This is a genomic window from Parasedimentitalea denitrificans, assembly GCF_011813015.1.
In the GTDB taxonomy this organism is placed as follows: Bacteria; Pseudomonadota; Alphaproteobacteria; order Rhodobacterales; family Rhodobacteraceae; genus Parasedimentitalea; species Parasedimentitalea denitrificans.
This window is the reverse complement of sequence record NZ_QHLQ01000014.1, coordinates 1-18,228: the sequence shown is the minus strand read 5'-3', so window position 1 is coordinate 18,228 and position 18,228 is coordinate 1. Positions and strand designations below refer to the sequence as shown.

Annotated in this window: 12 protein-coding genes and 1 pseudogene; 6 read left to right on the top strand and 7 right to left on the bottom strand. The window is 52.9% G+C overall.

Annotated features, from left to right (window positions below):
* Window positions 1-328 precede the first annotated feature (328 nt).
* Together DL239_RS14060 and DL239_RS14055 are read left to right on the top strand one after the other, a co-directional pair.
* Window positions 329-5,899 (top strand): M10 family metallopeptidase C-terminal domain-containing protein, encoded by a 5,571-nt coding sequence (locus tag DL239_RS14060; RefSeq protein WP_167684739.1) that lies wholly within the window; start codon window positions 329-331, stop codon window positions 5,897-5,899.
* A 77-nt stretch (window positions 5,900-5,976) separates the two neighbouring features.
* Window positions 5,977-6,469, top strand: a pseudogene (locus DL239_RS14055) (transposase); the annotation flags it as partial.
* Here the strand turns inward: DL239_RS14055 and DL239_RS14050 are convergent.
* The 7 genes from DL239_RS14050 to DL239_RS14020 all read right to left on the bottom strand — a co-directional run bounded on the left by DL239_RS14050 (window position 6,436) and on the right by DL239_RS14020 (window position 13,074).
* Window positions 6,436-6,711 carry a hypothetical protein gene (locus tag DL239_RS14050; protein ID WP_167684738.1) on the bottom strand — a complete coding sequence of 92 codons (276 nt, stop codon included), beginning with the start codon at window positions 6,709-6,711 and terminating at the stop codon, window positions 6,436-6,438. The pseudogene DL239_RS14055 and the gene DL239_RS14050 overlap by 34 nt on opposite strands.
* A 425-nt stretch (window positions 6,712-7,136) precedes the next feature.
* The gene (locus DL239_RS14045) at window positions 7,137-8,234 is read right to left on the bottom strand and encodes an alanine racemase (protein ID WP_167684737.1); all 1,098 of its coding nucleotides are present in this window, start codon (window positions 8,232-8,234) and stop codon (window positions 7,137-7,139) included.
* 4 nt (window positions 8,235-8,238) lie between these two features.
* Window positions 8,239-8,889, bottom strand: coding sequence for a TetR/AcrR family transcriptional regulator (locus DL239_RS14040; protein ID WP_167684736.1), 651 nt, complete (start codon window positions 8,887-8,889; stop codon window positions 8,239-8,241).
* A 16-nt stretch (window positions 8,890-8,905) separates the two neighbouring features.
* The gene (locus DL239_RS14035) at window positions 8,906-9,994 is read right to left on the bottom strand and encodes an ABC transporter ATP-binding protein (RefSeq protein WP_167684735.1); all 1,089 of its coding nucleotides are present in this window, start codon (window positions 9,992-9,994) and stop codon (window positions 8,906-8,908) included.
* Entirely contained in the window at window positions 9,995-10,825 is an 831-nt protein-coding gene (locus DL239_RS14030; RefSeq protein WP_167684734.1) for a carbohydrate ABC transporter permease, read from the bottom strand. It abuts the gene before it with no gap.
* A complete protein-coding gene (locus DL239_RS14025; protein WP_167684733.1) occupies window positions 10,822-11,754 on the bottom strand; it encodes a carbohydrate ABC transporter permease in 933 nt (310 codons plus the stop codon). The genes DL239_RS14030 and DL239_RS14025 overlap by 4 nt, the downstream gene beginning before the upstream one ends.
* Before the next feature lie 69 nt (window positions 11,755-11,823).
* Window positions 11,824-13,074 carry an ABC transporter substrate-binding protein gene (locus tag DL239_RS14020; protein ID WP_167684732.1) on the bottom strand — a complete coding sequence of 417 codons (1,251 nt, stop codon included), beginning with the start codon at window positions 13,072-13,074 and terminating at the stop codon, window positions 11,824-11,826.
* A gap of 241 nt (window positions 13,075-13,315) precedes the next feature.
* On the opposite strand from DL239_RS14020, the gene DL239_RS14015 reads away from it, so the two are divergent.
* Genes DL239_RS14015 through DL239_RS14000 form a run of 4 tightly spaced genes read left to right on the top strand, consistent with a single transcriptional unit; the run spans window position 13,316 to window position 17,303 of the window.
* A complete protein-coding gene (locus tag DL239_RS14015; RefSeq protein ID WP_206188463.1) occupies window positions 13,316-14,467 on the top strand; it encodes an amidohydrolase family protein in 1,152 nt (383 codons plus the stop codon).
* 16 nt (window positions 14,468-14,483) lie between these two features.
* Window positions 14,484-15,932 (top strand): aldehyde dehydrogenase family protein, encoded by a 1,449-nt coding sequence (locus DL239_RS14010; protein ID WP_167684731.1) that lies wholly within the window; start codon window positions 14,484-14,486, stop codon window positions 15,930-15,932.
* Window positions 15,933-15,952: 20 nt separating this feature from the next.
* Window positions 15,953-16,438, top strand: a complete 486-nt coding sequence (locus DL239_RS14005) for a RidA family protein (RefSeq protein WP_167684730.1) — start codon at window positions 15,953-15,955, stop codon at window positions 16,436-16,438.
* Window positions 16,439-16,451: 13 nt separating this feature from the next.
* Window positions 16,452-17,303, top strand: a complete 852-nt coding sequence (locus tag DL239_RS14000) for a fumarylacetoacetate hydrolase family protein (protein ID WP_167684729.1) — start codon at window positions 16,452-16,454, stop codon at window positions 17,301-17,303.
* Window positions 17,304-18,228 lie beyond the last annotated feature (925 nt).

The following is an 18,228-nucleotide window of genomic DNA, read 5'->3' as shown; positions in this document are numbered from 1 at the left end:
AGGCCTGCTTGAAAACACTGCTCCTTTGAACAGCCTCATTCTGTCCGAAAGGGATGAGGCTGTTAAGGACAGCTGGTTTTATTGACACTGGTGACAATGAAGAGGGGCAGGGGCCGTTAATTGTCCATTTCTGCCCGTCACAAGGTGGGGATCAGAAAAACCACCCAACACCGTGACATTGGCTTTTTACGCTCTATTTACGATGGATGTCGGCTGCATCAGGTGAATGGGCCCTATCCGGCGGCCAGGCTGGTGGTTCCTTGCAATCAATCTCCAAAATTTGGTTTTGGGACCGATCTCGCTGTGTCCTTTATCTGAGGTAGTTGAAATGGCTTACCGTTCGGACCGACGCCCTGTAGCGGCTGATTGGAATACCCTTCAATACATTGTACAGGGGGATACCGCCGTTCGTCAGTCGCGGAAAGACATCTGGTTCGAGGAGTATTGGAGCCCTAACTGGGATGCATTCACATCGCAAACTGATGGGCAACTGGGGTTAGGTTTCAAGAGCAACTGGGAAGGCCTGAGTGGTCAGGCAATTTCGAGTTCTTTCGAACCGTATTGGTTCGACGATACATTTACCGACAACCAAATCACAAAATCACCGACTGAAGATACTGCTCAAAACCAAAGCGCTGGAACCTCCGGCGGATTAGCAGGGTCACTGGGGATCGGAGGGTTCACCAATGGAGAGATCAGCGCCAGCGGAGAGCTTGACGAATACACTTTGAATGTTGAAGCGGGCAAAACCTACACCATAAATTTATTCGGCAACAGCTCAGGCAACCGGAACTCTCTGACCGACAGCTATTTGCGTGTCTATACCGACGCGGGGCTGACCAACCTGCTGATAGAAAACGATAACTCAATATACAACTACCCTCCTAACGACTATTTAAATTCTTATGTAAAGTTCACTGTTGCCACGGATGCTACTTTATACGTTCAAGCCTCTGCGGTTGGCACGTTAACCGGTGAATACAGCCTTATCGTAGAAGATAAGACAGTTGAGCGCCCGCGTGACAGTCTGGACTGGGGCAGCAGTTTTTACGACACCAGCATCAGCGTCTATTTTGCAGGGGTGGGCGAGATTTATAGTGACAAAGCTTCGCTTGGGTTCACTCAGCAACAGATTGACGACACTATGCACGCGCTGCAGTCGATGGTGAGTGGCATCAATCTAACGGCAAGTCGGTCCTTGTCCGCCGGAACCGCGAATATGTTCCTAGTCACCTATGATGAAAATGACGGCTACTCGGGCTATTTCAGACCACCAGGCCGAATAGATGCAAACGTCGGTTTATGGAATCTGAACTCCACTAGCAGCTATCTTGCCGACAGTTATTACACCAACGACTGGGATCCAGGGAATGGTGCTTATCACACGTTGATCCATGAGTTTGGCCATGCACTTGGCCTTGCCCACGCACATTCGGGCGGCGGCACGTCAAACATCATGGACGGCGTGGACGCGAACAAAGGTGACTATGGCGACTATGGTCTGAACCAAGGCGCCTATACGATCATGGGGTACAACTATCGGGGTGACATCGACGGTGGAGATCCCAGCACCGGCACCTCTGGCGCTGGGAACTATGGCTTCGCACTGGGGCCGTCGGCGCTGGATCTGGGCATTCTGCAGTCCCGTTATGGCGCTGACATGACTGTCGCAACGGGTAACAACGCTTATATACTTGATACCACAAACGACGCTGGAACCGGTTTCAAGACAATCTGGGATGCAGGCGGCACTGACTACATTCAGGTGTTTGGGGCGACTGGTGCAACAATTGACCTGCGAGCTGCAACTCTACTGTATGAAGAAGGCGGTGGTGGCTGGATATCTCACGTGGATGGCATCTATGGCGGTTTTACCATCGCCAATGGCGTGGTGATAGAAAACGCATACGGCGCCAGTGGCAATGACAGCATCACTGGCAATGACAGCGGCAACATAATTAACGGTGAAGGTGGAAACGACACCATTAACGGAATGGGCGGTAGCGACATTTTGGGAGGACGTAGTGGCACTGACCGAATTTTGGGAGGGGCCGGAAACGACTATATTCAAATCGATCCATCGGACCCAACAGTGGGCGACTATTATGACGGTGGCGCCGATTACGACACGGTTCAACTGTTTGGGCTAAGCTCCTCTTCCACATTTGACTTTGAAACATCAGCTTTTTTCGACAACGAAGCGCTCTCTTTTGCAGGGCCGGGTCGCGCCTATTTCCTGGCCGCACAATTCAGCCCCTTGCTTGATGTGAGCGCTGCTGCCCATGCCGGGGAAACCGTGCGCGTCAACTTGCGGATGTCCACGCAGACCTTGCTTAATCTGTCGGGTATGGGGTTTGCCGGGTTTGATCAGCCGGGAGATGGGACAACCATAATCGGAGATTCCGACACCGAAATCATGATCGGGTCCCCAGTTGATGACATCATTCTTGGTAGCGGTGGCAATGACACCATGGAAGGCGGCAGTGGCGTTGACCAGATGATCGGTGGCTCTGGCAACGACAGTTTCCGCTACAGCGACGGACAGGACGGCGCTGTAGGTGAAATTGCCAATGGGGGTCAGGGCGCAAATAAGGTTTTGATTTCCGGTGGTGGCACATCCGACCTGAGGGATGTCACCTTTACCAACATCGGTGAAATCGAGTTTGACTCAAACGGCCCTGCAGCCCACTCAATGGTGATTGTCAGCACCGATCAATTGCTCGGCAACGCAGGGTTCCTTGATGCCTTGTTGGTTGACGGCAACCTTGGCGATGACAGTGACGACACCCTGCGGATTGATGCGTTAAGTGTTCCTGATGTGGATATGACGGGCTTTACTTTCCAAACTTGGAACAATGACACTTACAATGATCAAGACCTAATCGTTGTCTTCGGCAACGGGGCGGCCAATAGGTTCTACGGCAGTTCGCAGCACGATGTCATGAATGGTTTTGGCGGCAATGACCTCTTGGAAGGCAATGACGGCAATGACACCCTAGACGGTGGCACTGGTGCCGACACGATGACGGGCGGTCTTGGCAATGACGTTTTCAGAGTGGACAACATCGGCGACACCGTGACTGAGACCTCAGGACAAGGCGTATTGGATGTCATCGAGACCAGTATCAATTACACGCTGGGTACTGCTCAAGAAATTGAGATACTACGCACAATTAGTCCTACTGGCTTCTCAGGGCTGATCCTACAGGGTAATTCTGGCAACCAGCGGATCGAAGGAAACGCAGGGCCAAATATTCTCAGCGGTGGCGGCGGCCTAGATACTTTGGCCGGTGGGATAGGGAATGATTTATACCGGGTGGATGATCTTACTACCGTTATCGAAGAGTTCGATGGTGAAGGAAATTCGGACACCATTGAAACCAGCCTTAGTTATACTCTTACAGCTGGTCTCAGCATCGAGGAACTTCGCACCAATGATGCCTCTGCGACCACCTCTATTGATCTGACCGGCAACGAGCTGTTTCAACTGATCTACGGCAATGCAGGCGATAATCGGCTTGATGATGGCGGCGGAGCCAACTTGGATCTGCTGACTGGTTATGCGGGCAACGACACCTATCTAGTCAATGCAGTTGGGACGAGCATTTACGAGAATTCCGGTGAAGGAACCGACGATCAAGTCCATACAACGGTCGATTTCGCATTGGCCAGTGACAACGACATCGAAGTTCTGAAGGCAGCAGATCGCGTGGCGACGACCGCGCTGGCATTGACCGGCAATGCGCTATCGCAAGAGATTATCGGAAATGATGGAGCCAATACACTCGACGATGGTGGTGGTGCTGGCGCTGACAATATGACCGGCCATGCCGGGGATGATCTGTATGTCGTTGGCAATGCGGGAACGACGGTGACCGAGGCTGAAAGCGAGGGAAATGATACGGTCAATTCCGCGGTTTCTTATGCTCTTGGCGCATTTGTTGAAAACCTCTCCTTGCTTGGGGCGGATGATCTGGATGGGACTGGCAATGAATTGGCTAACACACTTATCGGGAATAGTGGTGCCAATTATCTGGAAGGATCTGGAGCAAACGACACACTGACGGGTTTGGCTGGAAACGATACACTGGACGGCGGTACTGGTGCCGACGGTATGTCCGGCGGAACTGATGACGATCTGTACATAGTCGATGACGAAGGTGACACAGTCATCGAAGGTAAAGACGAAGGCATCGACACCGCTGAATCCAGTATCAGCCGAACCCTCAGCACTAATGTCGAGAACCTGACCCTAACGGGTTCGAACAATACAGATGCAACAGGAAACGCACTGGGAAATATTCTTGTCGGGAATGATGGTGATAACGTACTGGCCGGGAAGGACGGAGAGGATACTCATTCAGGTGGTGAGGGCAGCGACACCTTTGTAGTCTCCCGCGAGCTGTTTACTGGCCCCATGGGAGATCAATTCTCCGACTTTCAGTTTGGCATCGACAGGCTGGATTTATCTGAATTCTCCCTTCTAGATATCGCGCAACTTACCACCGATGTTGTGACAAACGGATTGAATTTCATCTGGAACCTTTCCGGCTCGAAATACAATCTGGGTTTCTTGACCTTTGCAGACAGCAGTCTTGCATCTTCTGGGCCGGTTACCGTCACCGGAACAGCGACGCAGGGTGAAATCCTTACCGCAACCATCGGGCCGCTGGTCAATCCGGACGGCATCAGCACTTTGACCTATCAATGGTTGAGAGGTGGAGTGTTGATTTCCGGCGCGAACGCGAAGACCTATACGCTACAACAAGATGATGTGGCGGAAGAAATATCCGCCCGCGTTGTCTTCCTCGACGGTCTATTTGAAGACGTGAACTTGACCAGTGCAGCCACCAAGCCAGTCCAGAACGTCAACGACGCACCAACTGGTGCGGTGACAATTAGCGGTGAGATGACTCCGGGCGAAACTCTGACAGCTGATGGAACCGGCATCACTGATCTTGATGGTATCGATGTCGGTACTATCGCCTATCAGTGGTTGCGTGACGGCGCCGCGATCTCAGGGGCCACTAAGGCGACTTACATCCTAACACCAGAGGATATCGGCAAAAGCCTTTCGGTGACCTTTAGCTATACGGACACCCAAGGTACCGCTGAAAGCATCAGCAGCGTGGCAACCACTGCTATAACCCCGATGAATTTAACCCTCATCGGTACGCCCGATGCAGACGTGCTGCATGGTGAAGAAGGCGACGACACCATCAGTGGTCTTGACGGGCCTGACCGTTTGATCGGCAACGGCGGAAACGACAGCCTGCTCGGCGGTGATGGCAATGACACGCTTAACGGTGGTGCCGGAGACGATTTCATATTCGGTGGTGAAACAGAGGCAGACCTAAGAGACATCGTATACGCTGGATCTGGCAATGACAGCATTGACGCCGGTTACGGCAATGATCTTGTTTACGGCCAAGAGGGAAATGATACCATCGCTGGCGGTTTCGGTACCGATGATCTGCAAGGCCAAGACGGCAACGACGTGATCACCGGATCCGCATTGTCGGATCTGGTATTCGGCGGAAATGGCGATGACTTTGTCAACGGAGGGTTTGGTCACGACCGAATCAACGGCGGAAGTGGAGCGGACAAGTTTTACCATCTTGGAATTTATGACCATGGTTCCGATTGGGTGCAGGATTACATGGCGGCCGAGGGTGACCTGTTGCTATTTGGAGAAGGCAGCGCAAGCGGCGATGATTTTCAGGTCAATTTCGCCCACACAGCCAGTGCTGAAGGCGTTCGTTCAGGCGACGCCGACGTGGCCGAGGGCTTTGTAATTTACCGCCCCACCGAGCAGATCATCTGGGCACTCGTAGACGGCGCAGGTCAGGATGAGATTAACCTGAAAGTTGGTGGAGATGTTTTTGACTTGTTAGCTTAAATTCGTGCCAATTGACCTGCTCCCCTGAAATGTCCTGCATTTATGGTCAGCCTGTTCTCCAACTGAGGAGACAGATGATGAAGAGAATCCGTTTCAGCGAGGACCAAATAATCGGGATACTAAAGGAGCATCAAGCTGGGCTTGGTGCAAAGGAGCTGTGCCGTAAGCATGGCGTGAGCGATGCGACATTTTACAAGTGGCGCTCCAAATACGGCGGCATGGAAGTGTCTGAAGCGAAGAAGTTGAAGGCGCTTAAGGCTGAGAATGCCAAGCTGAAGAAACTGCTGGCCGAGCAGGTGATGGATGTATCGACGCTCCAGGAAATGTTGGGAAAACCTTTTGACACCCGGATCACGCAGAAAAGCTGTGACCTGGGCTATGACAGAGAAGCGATACACTCAGAGGCGGGCCTATGCCTTGGCTGGCATCGATCCGCGTGTCTATCGGCGCGTGTCAAAGCGGTCAGCAGATGCTGAGCTACGAGGTTGGCTGAAGGGTTTGTCATCTGAGCGGCGGCGCTTTGGATATCGGCGGCTTCATATTCTGCTGAAGCGTGAATGCTGGCAGGTAATTTTGACGTGCTGAAACGTGTCTTCCAGACCTTCACTGGAGAGTTCATTCATTAAGCCAGCCAACATGGTCTCGGCATCATCATCAAATTTGAAGATCTCAGCTTGGCTCCAGTTGTATAGTTGAATATCCCGATATTGAATGAGGTCAGGAGCAATGTCAGATCGGTTTTTACCGTGGACGCTTAGCATGCTTTCTGGGTAGCTTAGGTAAAAATCGATGAGCTGTTCTCTTGCATCCATTTGAATTCCCCGCCACTTTGCTAATTCGATAATGTGAGTGTACTTTACCTAAGCTTCTCCGCGGTTCAATATCAGGGGCAAGCCTTCTGCCAAAACAAGAAGGCGACCAGTTACTAATATCGAGCTCTGCATTAGATCTCCTCATTACGAAGGTGTTCACTCGATGTCCTGTCGTTGCAAAACAACTACAGTGCGAAATCACTCCTTTTGCTTCCACAGTGCTTCCAAGGCTGAGCGAGCAACGCGAGCCCTGCGAAGGAGGTGACTAACATGTGTTTGTTGTGATTATTTTTGATTGCGGGAGGGCGCAACCAGCGATGCCGAACAAAATACCTAGCCGCGCCTATCCCAGCAATTCAGCCTGTTAGCCCATTTGGAAAAGCGATGCGTCGGCCAAACGTAGTCTATGCACTGTGCGACAGCTGTTAGGTCACCGTACCACGCGCAACAACAGCCTGCTTGCCGACCAAGTAATCGCCCCGGACAAAATGGATGTAATCCACCAGATTTGAGACAACGCAGGCATGATTGGGGATGATTTCAAGTTTATCGCCGATCGAAGGTCTTTCCAGTGGTGAAAATTCGATATGTCCGTGCTCTTCACTCAACGCAAAAACCCTTGCTTTGGAGTGGCCTTTCACGATCCCGAAATTCTCCATCCCGAACAAATCTGAGGTCAGAGACTTGCTGCCCGCATCAACAACTGCGCGATGTTCGGTTGGGGTGCTGACCACCGTAGCCAAGACCGAAAGTGCACAATCCGCCTCGCTCACTGTGCCAAATTCTACAAGCGAGCGGTCATTATAAATGTAGCTGCCCGCACGGTATTCAGTCACATTGTCGTCCGCCGCGACGTTCAGCATGTCCGGCGTACCGCCAGTGGACAGGACCCGAGCGCTCAATCCTTCTTGCGTACAGCGCAGCTTGCATTCGGCTAAAAAATTCTGGGCCTGCTTCCACTTGTTGGGGGCCGGATAGATCATGAAGCCGTCAAAGCGAAGACCTTGGGCCGCATCGATCTCGTGGGCAACTTCCATCGCCACATCCGCTGTAGTGGCGCCGCAGCGGTTCAGGCCACCGTCAAGTTCCACCAAAACACCGCACTCCGTTTTTGCATCATGGAAGTGTTCGGCAAGTCCGGAAACCACCGTTTTATGATCGGCGACAGTCCGCAGTTTTACACGTTCGGACAGGCTTCGAAGCCGCCGCAATTTCTGGTCTCCGACAATATTATAAGAAATCAGAACGTCCGTAATTCCGGCGTCCACCATAACCTCTGCCTCAGAGATCTTCTGTGCTGTGATCCCAACCGCCCCCAATTCCATCTGAGCCTTGGCCAGCATCGGTATTTTGTGGGTTTTTATGTGCGGTCGAAACTCAAGGCCATTTGCCCGGGCAACGTCAGCGCCGCGTTGTAGGTTTTTTTCAACAACATCCAGATCCACCACAACAGCCGGAGTATCAAGGACATCACGCCATTTCTGTGGCGTTGCGATCAGTTGTGACAGGGCTTTGATTACCATGGTGTCAGTTTCCGGACGTATTGCGCAGGTAGCCCATCACCAGTTCTGTAATATGGGCTTTGCGTGCGGAAATCGCGTCAGGGCTTGTCAGGCTGGTCTCAAAAACAACGCCTAGCGTATGCATGTTGGACAGGTAGAAATAGCCCAGACCGACGATGGAGATATAGAGCTCGGTCGAGTTCACATTGGACCGGAAAACCCCCTGTTCAGCCCCCTTCAGAAGAAGGCCTTCCAAACTCGCTCGCAACGGCTCAAACGTCTTTCCAACCAGATCAGATTTTTTCAGATGCTGTGCCTTGAGCAGGTTTTCGGTGTTTACCAGAACGATGAATTCCGGGTTCTTTACAAAATAGTCAAAGGTATGCTCGATCAACCGCTGAACCCCGGTTTCCGGCTCGAAATCTTCGAGGTATAGCGCCTTATTCTCTTCACTCAGCTCTTCGTAAAGCTGCTCCAGAACGGCCTGAAACAGGAAGTCCTTGGATTGAAAATGATGATAAATCAGCCCCTTGCTAAGTTTGGATGTCGCAGCGATTTTATCCACGCGCGCGCCATCATAGCCTGATTTGGCAAACTCCTTGCGGGCTGCCTTTAGGATCATCCGCGATTTCTTTTCCGGGTCTCGTGTCAGCGGACGGGCGGCTGTTTTGGTCATCGACTTCTCGCTCTCTTCAATTCAAACGCCGTCCGGTGCCCTGGTCAAATATGTGAAGGCAATCGGCTTTCAAGGAAAGGTTCACCCAGTCTCCTGTGGCGACGTTCATCCGTTCTTTTGTCTGAACGGTTACCTGCTGACCAGCTGCACTGAGCAGCAGGTTGGTTTCACATCCGGTTTGTTCGACAAGACTAACGGAACCGGTGATCATGCCACTTTCGGGGGCGGCTGGTTCAGCCAAGATGTGCTGCGGGCGAATTCCAATAGAAACCTGCTGCCCGACATGATTTTTCATGCCCTCAGGCAAAGGTACATGGGAATTGTCAGCACCCAGCGTGATATAGGGATTTGCGTCGACGTCTGCCTGAACACACCCGTCAAAGAAATTCATTGTCGGTGCTCCGATGAACCCTGCAACAAACTTGGTCATGGGCGTGTCAAACAGCTCAATCGGTGATCCAACTTGCTCGATCCGGCCAGCGTTCATCACAACAATCCGGTCGGCCAGCGTCATCGCCTCGATCTGATCATGGGTCACGTAGACAGATGTAGCGTTAAGCGTTTGGTGCAACTGCCGGATCTCGGCGCGCATATGTGTGCGCAGTTTTGCATCCAGATTGGAAAGTGGTTCATCAAACAGGAACGCCTTTGGATCGCGCACAATGGCCCGCCCCATTGCAACACGCTGGCGCTGTCCACCGGATAGGTTCTTGGGCAGGCGCTCAAGATAGTCTTCAAGGTGCAGAATTTTAGCCGCTTCACCGACTTCTTTCTGGATCTGGGGCTTTTTCGCCCCGCTCAATGACAGCGAGAACCCCATGTTTTCAGCAACCGTCATGTGCGGGTACAGAGCATAGGATTGGAACACCATCGCCAGGTCGCGCTTCTGAGGGCTGACATCGTTGATCCGGTCACCGTCGATCAGAACATCGCCACCAGAGATCTCCTCAAGCCCGGCAATCATGCGCAGCAGTGTTGATTTCCCGCACCCTGAAGGGCCGACCAAAACAACGAACTCTTCGTCCACGATGTTCAGATCAATTCCGTGTAGGACCTGCAACGCCCCATAGGATTTCGTGACATTTCTGATTTCAATAGAGGACATCTATTTGACTCCACCAAGGGACAAACCCCGAATTAAATAGCTTTGGATTGACGCAAAAACGATAGCCACGGGTAATGTTGCAATGAGTGTGGCAGCCATAATGATATTCCATTCCGTCTCATAGAGCGTGCCGGTCAGGAAAGCGATTCTTACAGGTGCGGTTTGCAACGATCCATCGCGCAGGATCGTCAATGCCATGGCGTATTCGTTCCAGCTATTCACAAATGTAAAAAGCGAGGTCACTGCGATGCCCGGCAGACAAAGCGGCAGAAAGACACGGCGGAACGAGGCAAAACGGCTAGCCCCATCCATCCAAGCGGCCTCTTCCAGATCTTTGGGGATCGTGTCGAAATAGCTTTGCAGCATCCAGACCGCAAAGGCCATGTAAAAGGCGCTATGCGCAAACACCAGCGCGTTCAAATCATTGATCATCCCCAAATAAGCAAAGAGACGGAACAGGCCCACAATCAGCACGATCGGAGAGATCATCTGCGTGATCAAAAGATAGGTTCGAAACGTGCTCTTACCGGGCAGCTTCAATCGAGACAGCGCATATGCGGCCGGCAAAGCCACAAGCAGAGAGACAAGCGTCGCCCCCACACTGATATAAATCGAATTAAAGATCGCCTGCCCAAACCCGCGGTTCACGAACAGCTCGACAAAGTTGCCAAGATAAAGGCCATCCGGCAGCCATGAAATCTCAAATTGAAAGATTTCATCTTTCCGCTTGAGTGCGGTGGACAGCATCGTCGCGTAGGGAAACAGGATCACAACCATCAGCGGCATCAAGGCGCCCCAACATAGCAATGAAAATTTGGCTTTGGAGCTCATCCGTCTGTACTCCGGTTGCGGGTCATAAAGAGATAAAGGACCGAGAAGCAGAGCAGCATCAGGAACATCACAACCGATCCAGCCGCTGCAACATCGAGTTTGCCAAAGGCAAAGGCCTGTTTGTAGACATAGGTGATCAGGATGTCGGTTCCGTTGGCTGGCCCGCCATTGGTCATGATCCAGATGATCGGAAACGAATTAAAGACGTAGATTACGTTGAGCACTATGGCGATCTGCAGAAACGGGCTGAGCATCGGCAGCGTAATCCGTCTCAGGCTTTGCCACCGCGTCGCCCCGTCCATCGCCGCCGCCTCGTATAGGGTCACGGGAATGGAGGTCAGCCCCCCCAGAATGATCGTCACGGTAAACGGCACCGACACAAGAATACCCACCAAAATTTCGATGGCAAAAGCTGACTGCGCATCTGCCAGCCAGGGATGGTTATTGAATGGCAGCCCTAACTGGGTCAGGGCGAGATTGAGGGTTCCGAAGTCCCCATTCACAACAAACCGCCACACCAGTGCAGTCATCGCAAGCGACACCGCCCAAGGCAGTAGAATGATCGTGCGGGCGATGGACCTGCCGTGAAAATCCTCGTTCAAAACAATCGCCACGGGGACCGCGACCAGAACTGTCCCCCCCACCACTGACACTGTCCAGATTAGGGTCTGCCAAGAGGACTGGATAAAGACAGGATCGCTGAAAATCTTGATAAAGTTGCCAAATCCCTCAAAACCCCGGATCTTGCCAAATCGGTTCACATCCATGACTGCCATGCGGAGCACTTCAAAGATCGGATAGCCGATGATTGTAAGCGACAGCGCGATGCTGGGCAGAATGAACACCAGATTGGACAGGTTGCGGCTTTCCCTGGGCTTGCGTGCGCGCCTTCCAGAAGGTGCCAGATCATTTGTTTGCGTCGCTTGCATTATTGGTGCCTGCCTTTGGGGTGATGCGCCCGGCAGCTAGACCGCCGGGCACCGGGTTACGCTAGACGATTACTCGTTCATCAAAGCGTTCATCTTATCTGCCGCGGCAGCAAGCGCCACAGCAGGATCCTCATCACCGGCATAGGCTTTTGCCAACGAAGTCTTCAGGCTTTCAGCCATTTCTTCCCATTGCGGCACCAGTGGCGCGAATTTTGCAACCGAGGACATATCCAAGAAAACCGCCATGTTGGGGTCTTCGGTAAAGTAGGGCTCGTTCGCCATTGAATTGAGCACCGGAACAAAGCCCTCGTTCTTACCAAAGGCCAGACGGTTTGCGTCGTTGAAGAAGAACTCCAACACCTTCATCGAAGATTCCTTGACCTCCGAGTCCGCCAGGATCGAAATGGTATCAGTCACCCCATAAGTTGCCCGATCTGTTGCCATTGGAATTTCAGCAATACCGTATTTCAGATCAGGTGCCTCTTGGGATAGCTGCGCATTCAGCCACGGCCCAGACAGAACAATCCCGAGCTTGCCGGCGGTGAACAGATTTTGCAAATCTTCGCGGTTTGCCCCCAAAACGCCGGGCTGAGTAACCCCCGATTTGATCAGGTCAATATAGTTCTGGGTCGCCGCAACAGCAGCTTCAGATGCAAAACCACTTTTTCCGTCCGGTCCAACGATGTCCCCGCCGTGGGTCCAAAGCGAGTAAAACCAGTACCCTTCGGTATCCAGCCCAGCGCCCTGAACTCCGATGCCATAGATCTCGTCGCTTAGTGCGGCGATCTTTGCAGCAGCTTCCTGAGTCTCTTCCCAATTTGTTGGAACAGCAGCGCCCGCTTGCTCTAGAAGGTCCTTATTGTAGAACATACCGCGTGCAGATGCCGCGATTGGCAGCCCCCATGTTTGACCTTCTACTTTTTGCAGATCAAGGAAGGTTGGAACAAACGTATCGGCAAAATTGTCGGACATCAGATCGTCAATCGGCGCCAGCGCACCATCAACAGCAAATCCCGCCATCCAGCGCGTCGCCATATGCGAAATATCAGGTGCAGTTCCAGCTGAGATATCGGTGATCAGCTGCTGCTGCATCTCAGGCCAAGGCAAATGCTCGACGACAACTTCGATGTCATCCTGACTTGCATTAAATTCGGCTGCCAGATCTTTGAAGAAGGGCCCCGTCTTGGTGCTGTACTCCGCGAATCTTACGCGGACCGTGTCTTTTGCAAACACCCCTTGCGAAGTGCCGATCATCAGAACGGTAGCCCCGACAATGGAACAAATTGCGGTTGATAGTCTTCCTGCTTTCTTAATGGACATAGGTATTTCTCCCGTTGATTTCTTTTTTGGTTGCGCCGCCAAAGAGTGACCGATTCGTAGGTCAAAAATAATTCCCTGTCAATATTGACTGACTAGTCGGTAAGCCGTTATTGACTGACCAGTCGGCAAGCTGTTATTGACTGACCAGTCGGTAATTCGCTTGTTGAATTCTTGCGTTACCAGGCAATATACGCTCTGCTTCATTTATGACGCGTATGTAGCAAAATGACGGAGACCAAATGTGAGACAGGTTGTTATCAAGGGCGGAGAAGTCCACGTCACGCCCGGCGAAGGCGGCGAAATTGCTGACATTCTTTTGCAGGATGGCCAGGTCGAGCAGATCGGCGCGGTAACCATGCCCGAAGGTGCAACCGTAATTGATGCCACTGGCAGCCTCGTCACCCCGGCACTAACTGATATACACACGCATATCTACTGGGGAGCAACCGCCCTGGGTGTCCGGCCGGAGATCGCAGCGACACGCTCTGGCACTGGCACCTTTGTCGATGCTGGATCTGCGGGCGCGGCCAATATTCTTGGCTTTCGCGAATTCATTCACAAGCCCAGCCCATTCAACACTCTGGCCTATCTGAACATCTCGTTCCCCGGCATCTACGGCTTTTCACCAAAAGTCATGGTTGGAGAGGCTGAAAACCCTGCCCTGCTCGATGTTGAGACTTGCGTTGAAGCCGCCGAGGAGTTCGCGGACATTATTGTCGGCATTAAGGTTCGCGCAGGGCGATTGGCGGCAGGTGAAAACGGTGCCAACGCACTGGAACGCGGCCTACAAGCGGCAGAGAAGGCCAAACTGCCGCTGATGTGCCACATCGATCTAGACCCGCCGCATATCGAGGACATCCTCGTAGATCTGCGGCCCGGAGACATCCTGACCCATTGCTGTCGCCCCGAACCAAACGCGCCCGTCAAAGAGGGCCAAATTCGCGAAATCGCCTGGATGGCCAAGGAACGTGGTGTGTTGTTCGATATCGGCCACGGCATGGGGGGCTTTAGCTTTGAAACCTGCCGCAACATGCTGCGCGAAGGGTTTGTTCCCGATCTGATCAGCTCTGACATCCACTGCATGTCCATCGACGGCCCCGCCTTTGATGCCCTGACCACATTGAACAAGCTTTTGGCCCTGGGTGTGAACTTCGACAAGGCGCTGGCCGCCACCACCACTACCCCTGCAAAAATTATCGGTTGCCCTGAACTCGGTCGAATTCAGATTGGTAGCACTGCCAATATCGCTGTGTTCAATCGCAATGGCGGCGCGCACTCTCTGACTGATGCAACTGGCGAGACAATTGAATTCGACAAGGCTCTGCGCTGCTCGCATCTGATCGCGCGTGGCGTGGTGCACACGGGCCAGACATCCCCCGCAGATTTGGCATAGAAAAGGGTATTTGATTATGCAGACTCAGATTTACCGAAATTTCATCGAAGGCGCATGGTGTGACGCAGCAAGTGGCGAAACCTTCAACGCGACCAACCCCACCGATGGCACAGTCATTGGATCGGTTGCTAAAAGCGACCGCATAGACGCGCAAGGCGCGATTATCGCAGCCCGCAAAGGACACAAGATCCTTGACGCCATGACCGCCTGGGAGCGTGCAGCTCTGTGCAACGCGGTAGCCGATCAAATTCAGTCGCGACGCGACAGTCTGGCGTCAATCCTTTCAGCAGAACAGGGCAAGCCACTGATCTCTGAGGCCTACGGCGAGGTAGACGCCGCAGCCACAGGGTTTCGCGAGGCGGCCGAGCTGATCAAATGGATGGAGGGCGAATACATTCCGGTCGAAACGCCAAACGTGCGCGCGGTCAGCTACCGCAAGGCGCGCGGTGTCTATGCCGTGATTACTCCTTGGAATTTCCCCATCAACATCCCGGTTGAATACCTTGCGCCTTGTCTGGCTGCGGGCAACGGCGTTGTCTGGGTCCCTGCCCCGTCGACCTCAGCCTGCGCCAGTGCTCTTATGGAGTGCATAGTCGAGGCCGGAGTGCCCGAAGGTTCCATCAACCTAGTACATGGGCCAGGCGACGTTGTGGGTGACGAGATTGTCGTAAATCCAGGAACCGACGGCATCGGCTTTACCGGCAGTCCGGTGACTGGCGGCATAATTTCCAAACGAGGCGCGGGCAAACCCATGCTGCTAGAGCTTGGTGGCAACGGCCCAGTCATCGTTCTCAATGATGCCGATCTCGAAAAGGCGGCAGATGCGGCGGCCTTTGGCTGTTTCTTCAACGCCGGACAGGTCTGCGCGGCGACCGGCAGGATCCTAACAACCCGCGACACCCACGAGGCGCTGGCGCAGAAACTGAAGGAACGTGCCGAAGCCATCACACTTGGCAACCCGCTGGACGAGAATACAACAATGGGCCCACTCAACAACTCTTCGGTCGTGGCCAAGGTCGCGCAACACGTCGCAGATGGACTTGACCGGGGTGGCAAACTGCTGACCGGCGGGCGTGTCGCCGCAGAACATGGCTCGGAGTTGTTTTATGCGCCGACAGTTATCGATGATGTGCCAATAGACTCGCTCTTGAACACCGCCGAGACATTTGGCCCGGTAGCACCCATTGTGGTCTGCGAAGATGACGAAGACCTGATCCGCACCGCCAACGCAGCCGGACATGGACTGGCGGCGGGCGTGTTCACCCGTGATCTGTCCCGCGCCTTCAATTTTGGTGAACGCATTCAGGCCGGCCTCGTGAACATCAACAACCCAAGTTGCTACTGGGAGCTTCACCTGCCTTTTGGCGGCGCTCCGGGGAAAAACAGCGGCATTGGCCGTTTGGGCGGCAAACACACGCTGCGCGCAGTCACAGAAATCAAAACCATTACATTCAACATCGGATAATCAAGGGAAGGGAAATCAATATGTCTCAGATCGAAAAACGCCTGGAAGAAATGGGGATCGAACTGCCGCGCCCACCCAAGCCGGTGGCGAACTATACCTGTGGGACCGAGGTCGGAGAAATTCTTTATGTATCCGGTACGGTAGGCACCAAGGTTGACGAAAACGGCGAAGACTATATGCCCCACCCAGGTCAAGCTGGCGCAATTCCCCTAGAAGATGCCTATCAATCGGCCCGCCTGACCGCCATCAACCACCTGTCGATGATCAAACATGTGATTGGCGATCTCGATCGAGTTGAGCGTATCGTCAAAATGGTGGGCTACATAAACGCCAAGCCCGGTTTTAAGGACGCACCGCAGGTGTTGAATGGCGCCTCGGATTTCTGGGTCGAACTTCTGGGCGAAGACCGCGGCAAACATGCCCGCGCGGCTCTTTATCAGGACCAGCTAACCATCGACGCTCCGATAGAAATCGAGATGACCGTTCAATTAAAGAAACGTGCATGAAGGGCTCAAATCGATGAGGTTTCTGACTTTTTCGCATAATGGAAAACAGTCTTGGGGTGTCCGCACCGATCAAGGGGTTTCCAACATTGGGGAGCGTTTGCAAGGACGCTTCCCATCCCTCAGGTCCTTTATTGGCGACCCGGAATTCAAGCGACTCGCCAATGAAGCGATTGAGCGTTCGGCGCTCATACAGGAAGACGAAATCACGTTTCTGCCGCCGATCCCGGATCCAGACAAGATCATCTGCGTTGGCCTGAATTACGAAGAGCACCGGGTCGAAACCAACCACGCCCCCACCGGCTTTCCAACGCTGTTCACGCGATTTGCGGCCTCGCAATGCGGACATGGCGCCCCAATTATGCTTCCGACTGAATCACGTGAGCTGGACTACGAGGCCGAGCTCGTGGCGGTCATAGGCAAGCCATGTTTTAAGGTGTCCGAAGGCGAGGCACTGAGCAATATTGTAGGGTATTCCTGTTACAATGACGGCTCAATTCGGGACTGGCAGACCCACACCACACAATTCTTACCCGGTAAGAACTTCATCTCAACCGGAGCATTTGGCCCCTATCTTGTGACAAAAGACGAAGTTGGCGACCCACAAGATCTGGCCATTACATGCCGGTTGAACGGGCAGATCGTACAGTCTGCACGGACCGATCAGATGATCCATAATATCGCCAGCCAAATTTCATACATTTCCCGCTTCACCCCGCTTGTTCCAGGAGACCTGATTGTAACGGGCACACCAGGCGGCGTGGGTTTCACCCGGTCTCCGCAACTGTTCATGAAGGCAGGCGATCTGGTTGAGGTTGAAATCGAAAACGTCGGACAGCTCAAAAACCCTATTGTTGCGGAGACTTAGAACACATTCAGGGATTACATTGGGCATTCCTACCAGCCCAAAACTTGCACAGTGTTACACCAGAAAGCGTTTGAGACCTAGGCGATGACTTCCTACTGACAAACTTGATAGCCTCGAGGAAGACAAACCAAAGCTAGAGAAGAAACTTGCGACGGTTCCTGACGAAAGTCTCGTATACTCCCCCTGGCTCGTATGCTCCCCCCCTGGATTTTCAGATAAGTACCGTGATCAAGTCGCAAACCTCGCGGAGGCGCTCGATGTCTCAAATTTAAAGACTGATGCGGCTTCGATCATCCGGTCTCTTTTGTCCGCGATACTGCTCATTCCGGACGACGGCACTCTGGCCATTGAACTGGTGAGCGAAATGGCGGGCTTGTTGTCAATGGGCCAAACGCAAAACGCCCGCAGCGATTATGCTCCGGGGCGTTCTGTAACGCTGGTTGCGGGAGCTCACAACCAGCGTTGTCGAACACGAATAACTTGCGTTGTTTGAAAGCATTGAGGTTGTAGTAGACATGACAATCTACGATGCCGAAGCACGATGGAAAAAAAGCCAAATACAGGAAAGAGCATCATAAAGGATCATCCTAAACTGACCTACCAAAGCCAATGGAGCACATCCTACGATCTAGCAACTAGGAAACGTATACACTCCTCTCCGGATCAACCTTAGCAGTTGCAACTTCCAAGAGGATCGCTGACACTCGATACGGTCACAATCTCCAAACAATTTCGATGAGTCCCCACCTTGCTTGCAGAATTTTCAAAAAACACAAAAAACCTTTTGCGCGGTCTAATGGATCCTAAAGGGGATTCCCAACAGATCGAATGTGCGTCGGCAGAGTTTTTGGGTCCAAAGGCGGCCTAAACTAAGTGAGAGTTTGGCTCATCTGGTTGGTTTGATTATGCGGCGCGTTGCCTGTGA